Consider the following 7,416-nt stretch of genomic DNA (forward strand, 5'->3'; position numbering starts at 1 on the left):
GTTGTGGATTGATGGTTTATGAAACTTCTCTTGGTCGTCTGGCGCCAGTATCGCTGGCCCTTTCTGATGGTGATGGCGTTAAGCCTCGCCAGCGCCGCATTAGGCATTGGACTTATTGCTTTTATCAATCTGCGTTTAATAGAAACTGTGGATCGCTCGCTGTCGGTACTGCCGGAATTTCTTGGCCTGCTGCTGCTGCTGATCGTTATCACCCTGGGCTCCCAGTTAGCGCTTACCACCCTGGGACACCACTTCGTCTACCGGCTACGCAGCGAATTTATTAAACGGATCCTGGATACCCACGTCGAGCGCCTGGAACAGTTGGGGAGCGCTTCGCTGCTGGCGGGGCTGACCAGCGACGTTCGGGCGATTACCATCGCGTTTGTGCGTCTGCCGGAACTGGTGCAGGGCATTATTCTGACTGTGGGCTGCGCGGCGTATCTGGCCTGGCTGTCGCCCACTATGCTGTTTGCGACTGCCGCCTGGGTGGCGGTGACCATTATCGGCGGCTGGCTGCTGGTTTCCCGGGTTTATCGTCATATGGCGATTCTGCGCGACACTGAAGATAAGCTCTATAACGATTACCAGACGGTGCTGGAAGGGCGCAAAGAGCTAACCCTGAACCGCGAGCGCGCCGCTGACATCTATCACAGCGTCTATCTTCCGGATGCCCGCGAGTATCGCCACCATATTATCCGAGCTGATACTTTCCATCTGAGCGCCCTGAACTGGTCAAACATTATGATGCTGGGCGCCATCGGCCTGGTATTCTGGATGGCTAACAGCCTGGGCTGGGCCGATACCAGCGTGGCCGCAACCTACTCCCTGACGCTGCTGTTCCTGCGTACCCCGATGCTTTCCGCCGTGGGCGCATTGCCGACGCTGCTGGCTGCTGAGGTAGCATTTAATAAGTTGAATCGTTTTGAGCTGGAAGCGTACCGGGAAAGCTTCCGACATCCTCGCGCGCCCGCGTCGTGGCAAACCCTGGAGTTACGCGACGTAGTCTTTCGCTACGGGGATGGGGGCTTCACTGTTGGGCCGCTGAATCTGACCATTCAGCGCGGCGAACTACTGTTCCTGATTGGCGGCAACGGCAGTGGCAAATCGACCCTGGCTATGCTGTTGACCGGGCTATATCGGCCGGTTTCCGGTGCGCTGTGTCTGGATGGCAAACCGCTGGCGGAGGCGGATATGGAAACCTGGCGCAGCCTGTTTTCGGCAGTCTTTACTGACGTCAGCCTGTTCGGGAAGCTACTGGGGCCGGAAGGGCGGCGCGCGGATCCGGCGCTGGTGGAACAGTGGCTGGTGCGCCTGCAAATGGAGAACAAGCTGAAGCTGGATAACGGCCATATTCTCAACCTTAAGCTTTCCAAAGGGCAGAAAAAGCGGGTGGCGCTACTGCTGGCAATGGCGGAACAGCGTGACGTCATTTTGCTGGACGAATGGGCGGCGGATCAGGATCCTCACTTCCGGCGCGAGTTTTACCAGGTGCTGCTGCCGCTAATGCAGCAGATGGGCAAAACCGTATTCGCCATCAGCCACGACGATCACTACTTTGTGCATGCCGATCGACTGCTGGAGATGCGCCAGGGACGGCTAAGCGAACTGGTTGGCGAAGAGCGTGAACACGCCAGCCGCGATGCAGTGGCCCGCACCGGTAGCTAATTCACCCTGAAATCAGACGCAATTGCACACTAATCCAGCGAACAACCGCTTTTTTTACGCCTGAACAGCGCGATATGGCGGTCGTTTATTATTATTTACAGAGCCTGTCGGTATGCTTGCTTCCTTCCTGATGCGGGAAGGCGCGATTGAGTTAATTTTTCCAGGGATGTCGAGTTATGACCGCGACGGTTAAATACAGTATTCAAGAGCGTGCCGCCGATCGGGCGCGTATTCGCTATCTGCTCTCCGAAGGGGAAGAGGTTACCGAGGCGATACTCGGAAAACCTGGCCCCGCGGATGAGCATGAGGCGCAGCGGTTACGCGACGATATCGACGAAGTTACTCTGCTGGCGCGCCGTCTTCCCGAACCCGACCTGGCGGATACTCTGGAAGCATTGCCTTCCGAAGAGCGTCACGCCCTGTGGCGTCTGATTGGGGAAGAGAAACGCGGGAAGGTATTGCACGAGGTTTCCGAGCACGTCTGGGAAGACCTGATCGATGAGATGAGCGACCGTGACCTGCTGCGGGTGCTCAGTACCCTGGATATCGATGAGCAGATCTATCTGGCGCAGCGCCTGCCCCGTGACCTGACCGGGCGCCTGCTGGCAACGCTGTCGCCGGAAGAGCGGGCCCGGGTGGGGCAGGTGCTGCGTTACGAGAAAGGCAGCGTCGGCGCCATTATGGAGTTCGAGGTCATCACGATCCGCGCCGACATAAGCCTGGCGGCGGTGCAGCGTTACCTGCGGCGGCTGGGCAAGATGCCGGAAAATACCGATAAGCTGTTCGTCACTACCCGGGATATGACGCTGCTGGGGGAACTGGAACTGACCACCATCCTGCTGCATCGTCCCCAGGCCCGGGTGGAAGAGGTGATGGAGCATAACCCGGTCACCTTTATGCCGACCGATCCGGACGAAGAAGCGGCGCGCACCTTTGAGCGAGATAACCTGGTCAGCGCCGCAGTGATCGACCATCAGGGAAAGCTGATGGGGCGTCTGACGGTTGACGAGATAGTCGACGTGGTGATTGAAGAGACCGACAGCGGCCTGCGTCGGATGGGGGGGATAAGCGCGGAAGAAGACGTTTTCGCCCCGGTCGGTAAAGCGGTCAGATCTCGCTGGGCCTGGCTGGCCATTAATCTCTGCACCGCGTTTATCGCCTCAAGGGTAATCGACGGCTTTGAACATACTATCTCTCAACTGGTGGCGCTGGCTTCGCTGATGCCTATCGTCGCCGGTATTGGTGGCAATACCGGTAATCAGACCATCACTATGATCGTGCGATCGCTGGCGCTTCAGCATATCCAGCCGGGCAACTTTGGTTTTCTGCTGCTGCGTGAGATGGGCGTGGCGTTAATCAATGGCCTGGTGTGGGGCGGTATCATGGGGATCGTGACCTGGCTTTTGTATGATGATATGGCGCTGGGGGCGGTAATGACGCTGGCGATGGTGCTGAACCTGCTGGTAGCGGCCGTGATGGGCGTGATCATTCCGATGGTGATGGCGCGGCTGGGGCGCGATCCCGCCGTGGGATCCAGCGTAATGATCACCGCAATTACTGACACCGGCGGTTTCTTTATCTTCCTGGGGCTGGCGACGCTGTTTTTGATGTAAAGCGGCGCCGCCAGCCGTCCGTTACAGCAGACCGCTCAGCTTCTGATGGAAGCTGCGGCTGCGCATATCCAGCCCGACAATCTCCACCTCGCAGTGATGGCGCCGATAGCGATTTTCAATGGCGTCGAGCGCCGCCACGCTTGAAGCGTCCCAGATTTGCGCCCAGCTCAGATCGATAACGACCCGCTTTGGATCTTCTGCATAGTTAAAGTGCTCGAACAGATCGTTGCTGCTGGCGAAAAACAGCGGCCCGCGTACCGTATAGCGCACCGACTGGCCGTCCGTCGCCAGTTCACGATCGGCGTGAATAACGTGAGCCACGCGGCGGGCAAACAGGATAATAGCGAATACTACGCCGCCGACAACGCCGATGGCCAGGTTACCGGTCCAGACCGTGGCGGCGACGGTCACCATCATCAGCAGGGTTTCGGAGAGCGGCAGGCGCTTCAGCGTGGCGGGGGCCAGGCTATGCCAGTCCACGGTTTTCAGGGCCACGACCATCATAATTCCTGCCAGCACCACCATGGGAATGCGCGCCATCAGAGCGCTCAGACCGGTGACCAGCAACAGCAGAAACAGTGCGGCGGCAATGGTGGAGATTCGGGTACGCCCTTTGCCCAGTTCCACGTTGACCATGGTCTGGCCGATCATGGCGCAACCGGCGATACCGCCGTAGAAGCCCGCCAGAATATTGCCTACACCCAGGCCCCAGCTTTCGCGACGCTTGCTGGATGGGGTATCGGTCAGATCGTCCACCAGCTTGGCGGTCAGCAGGGATTCCATCAGGCCCACCAGCGCTACGCTCAGCGCGCAGGGCCAGACTATCTTCAGCGTTTCCAGATTCAGCGGCACCGCCAGTTCCGTCAGACCGGGGAGCCCGGGCTGCATGGGGCCTTCATCGCCTACGGTCGGCGTCTGAAACCCAAAAATCAGGGTGAGGGCGGTGACAACTACGATCGCTACCAGCGGCGAAGGCACGCTTTTCAGCAGGCGGGGCAGTAGCAGAACGATAGCCAGGGTCAGGGCGAATAGCTGCCAGACTGTCATGTTCTGCCCCCAGACGTGGGGAACCTGGGCGCAGAAGATCAGAATCCCCAGCGCGTTCACAAAACCGGTCATTACCGAGCGGGGAATATAGCGCATCATGCGTGCCAGCCCCAGCAGGCCGAACAGGATCTGGAAGATACCGGCCAGCACGACGGCAGGCAGGATATAACCCACGCCGTGGGCGTGCACCATCGGGCCTATTACCAGCGCCACGGAACCCGCGGCCGCAGTGACCATCGCCGGGCGGCCGCCCAGCAGCGACAGGCTCAGACACAGCACAACGGAGGCGATCAGGCTGACTTTAGGATCGACGCCGGCGATAACAGAAAAGGAGATGACTTCAGGAATGAGCGCCAGGGCGGTAATGATGCCCGCCAGGCATTCCCGGGTTAGCAGGAGCGGCGACAGCAGCACCTGGCGTACGCTTGGGGTCGGCTCAGCGCCAGGCTGAGGGGCTATTTCAGACATAGTGTATTCGCAGGCTTATTATCATTTCCCCGGATATGGGGTACAGAACGAAGTGTGACTTTTGTCACGAAAGGTCAGAATAGTACAGGGAGCGCGCAGCAGATTCCAGTTTTGGCTGTGGTGAAGGTTTTAGTTCAGCCTGCAAATCATTGTGGGTTGTTATACTGAGGAAAACCAGGAGGCGGAGAGAGCGATGAAGAGCATTCTGACGGGCGCGTTAATGTTTGGACTGGTCGCCTGTGCCAGCGGCGGGCAGAAAGTGGAGGTTTACCGTTCCCTGAACGGTAAACAGTGCGAGCAGGGAGGATTGTCGCTGACAGAGCTGGAGCAGGCGCTTTTGGCCCGCGGGGTACGGGCGCCGGGCAAGGGGAAAAGGGTGGACGACGGTCGCATGCGCGTGGCGATGTGCGGTGCGCCGGACGGTAAAGTGGGGGTATTTCAGATTGATAAAAGCGAACTGGAACTGGCCCGCCAGGCGGGATTCGCTATCTGGCCCGTGAATAGCGCTGATAACTTTAATTAAAAAACTATTGTTATATTGCATTAAATAAATAACTTGATGCCTTTCTTAATTTTCCCCATGCGGGGAAATAGTGTTGGATTGTTTTTTGGATTCATTAAATGTCTACAAAACTTGTGGTTTAAATACTGGTGAATGATATTTTAAAATAAAGTGAAAATAAGTTAACATGCATTCTCAAATAACTTGATCATCACTTAATAAACATTATTATGCCTGCAATAAAAAAGAGTGTTCTTTCGCTAACCGCGCTGGCGATGTTTGTCAGTTCAACAACTTATGCCAATACTGATGCGTTGCAAAAAACGGATTTCCTGTTAATCGGCGGCGGTATTATGAGCGCCTCTCTGGGAACCTGGCTGCAGGAGCTACAGCCTGAGTGGCGCCAGATGATGGTGGAAAAGCTGGACGGTGTGGCGCTGGAGTCTTCCAATGGCTGGAACAATGCCGGAACCGGTCATTCCGCCAATATGGAGCTGAATTATACGCCGTTGCGGGCAGATGGCTCTGTTGATATTAGCAAGGCGCTGAACATCAACGAACAGTTTATGATTTCCCGCCAGTTCTGGTCATCCCAGGTTAAACGCGGAAACCTGAACGATCCCCATACTTTTATTAATTCCACCCCGCATATGAGTTTTGTCTGGGGCGATAACAACGTTAACTATCTGAAGAAGCGTTATGACGCGCTGCAGAAATCCACGCTGTTCCAGGGAATGAAATTCTCGACCTCGCACAGCCAGATTAAACAGTGGGCGCCGCTGATTATGGAAGGACGCGATCCGAATCAGAAAGTGGCAGCAACCTGGACGCCGGTAGGGACTGACGTTAACTACGGCGAAATTACCCGCCAGCTGATCGGCAGTCTGAAGAAAAGCGCGAATTTTACGCTGCAGACCTCGTCTGAAGTCACCGGATTTACGCGCAACGCGGATAACTCCTGGCACGTTACCATCAAGGATGTGAACAGTGGAAAAGAGCGCGCGGTCGATGCGAAGTATGTCTTTATCGGCGCCGGCGGCGGCGCGCTGAAGCTGTTGCAGAAAACCGGTATCCCTGAAGCTGACAACTATGCCGGATTTCCGGTGGGCGGCTCTTTCCTGATGACGGAAAATCCGGCAGTTACGGAAAAGCATCAGGAGAAAGTTTATGGTCAGGCGTCCGTCGGTGCGCCGCCAATGTCGGTGCCGCATCTGGACGCTCGCTATATCGACGGCAAACGCGCAGTGCTGTTCGGGCCGTTCGCGACCTTCTCGACCAAATTCCTGAAGAACGGTTCGCTGTTCGATCTGCTGAGCACCACCACCACCAGCAATATCCTGCCTATGGCCGATGTAGGTCTGGATAATTTCGATTTGGTGAAATATCTGATAAGTCAGGTGATGCTGAGCGACGACGATCGTTTTGCGGCGCTGAAAGAGTATTATCCGGATGCGCGCAAAGAGGACTGGAAGCTGATCCAGGCCGGTCAGCGCGTGCAGATAATCAAGAAGGATCCGGAAAAAGGCGGCGTACTGAAGCTGGGTACGGAAGTGGTGGTAGACCAGCAGAAGACCATTTCCGCGCTGCTGGGGGCATCGCCCGGGGCATCTACCGCGGCGCCGATCGCGCTGGACGTGATTAAGCAGATGTTCCCGCAGCAGTTTAATTCGCCGCAGTGGCAGAGCCGTATTCACGCCATAGTGCCGAGCTACGGCGAGAAACTGAACGGTAATGTGGCCCTGACTCAGAAAGTCTGGGACGACACCGCCGCCGCGTTACAGCTGACCAAACCGCCGGTGATTCACATGTCGACTCAGGAGGATGCCGGCCCGGCTCAGCCTGACCAGAGGGAATTATTACCTCAGCATGATATGGCGCTGTAACAAGGCTTGCCGCTTCTGGCCCGCACCCGGTTTCAGAACAGAAGCTGCGGAATATGACGATGCAGTGGGCTGGGGTGAGGGTGACAGGCGGCTCTGGCGCCCTGTTTCAGAATAAAAATGGCGGAACATAGCGATGCGGTGGGCTGTTCCGTTCATTTTCAGGAAACTCCCTCTCCCGTTTCGGGAGAGGGCCGGGGTGAGGGTGACAGGCGGCTCCGGCGCCCTGTTTCAGAATAAA

The 7,416-nt window shown here is 56.9% G+C and carries 5 protein-coding genes; 4 read left to right on the forward strand and 1 reads right to left on the reverse strand.

The window, feature by feature from the left end; genetic code table 11:
• Window positions 1–18: 18 nt before the first annotated feature.
• Window positions 19–1,665, forward strand: coding sequence for a multidrug ABC transporter permease/ATP-binding protein (locus tag V3W49_RS17830; protein ID WP_500147297.1), 1,647 nt, complete (start codon window positions 19–21; stop codon window positions 1,663–1,665).
• A gap of 176 nt (window positions 1,666–1,841) precedes the next feature.
• Window positions 1,842–3,278 (forward strand): magnesium transporter, encoded by a 1,437-nt coding sequence (gene mgtE, locus V3W49_RS17835; RefSeq protein ID WP_500147299.1) that lies wholly within the window; start codon window positions 1,842–1,844, stop codon window positions 3,276–3,278.
• A gap of 21 nt (window positions 3,279–3,299) precedes the next feature.
• Here the strand turns inward: mgtE and V3W49_RS17840 are convergent, their stop codons facing one another.
• Window positions 3,300–4,793: a SulP family inorganic anion transporter gene (locus V3W49_RS17840; RefSeq protein ID WP_500147301.1), complete on the reverse strand. Its 1,494-nt coding sequence runs from the start codon at window positions 4,791–4,793 to the stop codon at window positions 3,300–3,302.
• Window positions 4,794–4,986: 193 nt separating this feature from the next.
• On the opposite strand from V3W49_RS17840, the gene V3W49_RS17845 reads away from it, so the two are divergent.
• Together V3W49_RS17845 and mqo are read left to right on the forward strand one after the other, a co-directional pair.
• Window positions 4,987–5,316 (forward strand): hypothetical protein, encoded by a 330-nt coding sequence (locus V3W49_RS17845; protein WP_500147302.1) that lies wholly within the window; start codon window positions 4,987–4,989, stop codon window positions 5,314–5,316.
• A 209-nt stretch (window positions 5,317–5,525) separates the two neighbouring features.
• Window positions 5,526–7,178 carry a malate dehydrogenase (quinone) gene (gene mqo / locus V3W49_RS17850; RefSeq protein WP_500147303.1) on the forward strand — a complete coding sequence of 551 codons (1,653 nt, stop codon included), beginning with the start codon at window positions 5,526–5,528 and terminating at the stop codon, window positions 7,176–7,178.
• The last annotated feature ends 238 nt before the right edge of the window (window positions 7,179–7,416 follow it).

Source organism: Rosenbergiella sp. YN46, assembly GCF_036620675.1.
Lineage (GTDB): Bacteria > Pseudomonadota > Gammaproteobacteria > Enterobacterales > Enterobacteriaceae > Jejubacter.

What these genes read in the sequence shown, in the direction of transcription:
- V3W49_RS17830 (WP_500147297.1), top strand. Translation starts at nt 19, where the DNA reads ATGAAACTTCTCTTGGTCGTCTGGCGCCAGTATCGCTGGCCCTTTCTG.
- mgtE (WP_500147299.1), top strand. Translation starts at nt 1,842, where the DNA reads ATGACCGCGACGGTTAAATACAGTATTCAAGAGCGTGCCGCCGATCGG.
- V3W49_RS17840 (WP_500147301.1), bottom strand. Translation starts at nt 4,793, where the DNA reads ATGTCTGAAATAGCCCCTCAGCCTGGCGCTGAGCCGACCCCAAGCGTA.
- V3W49_RS17845 (WP_500147302.1), top strand. Translation starts at nt 4,987, where the DNA reads ATGAAGAGCATTCTGACGGGCGCGTTAATGTTTGGACTGGTCGCCTGT.
- mqo (WP_500147303.1), top strand. Translation starts at nt 5,526, where the DNA reads ATGCCTGCAATAAAAAAGAGTGTTCTTTCGCTAACCGCGCTGGCGATG.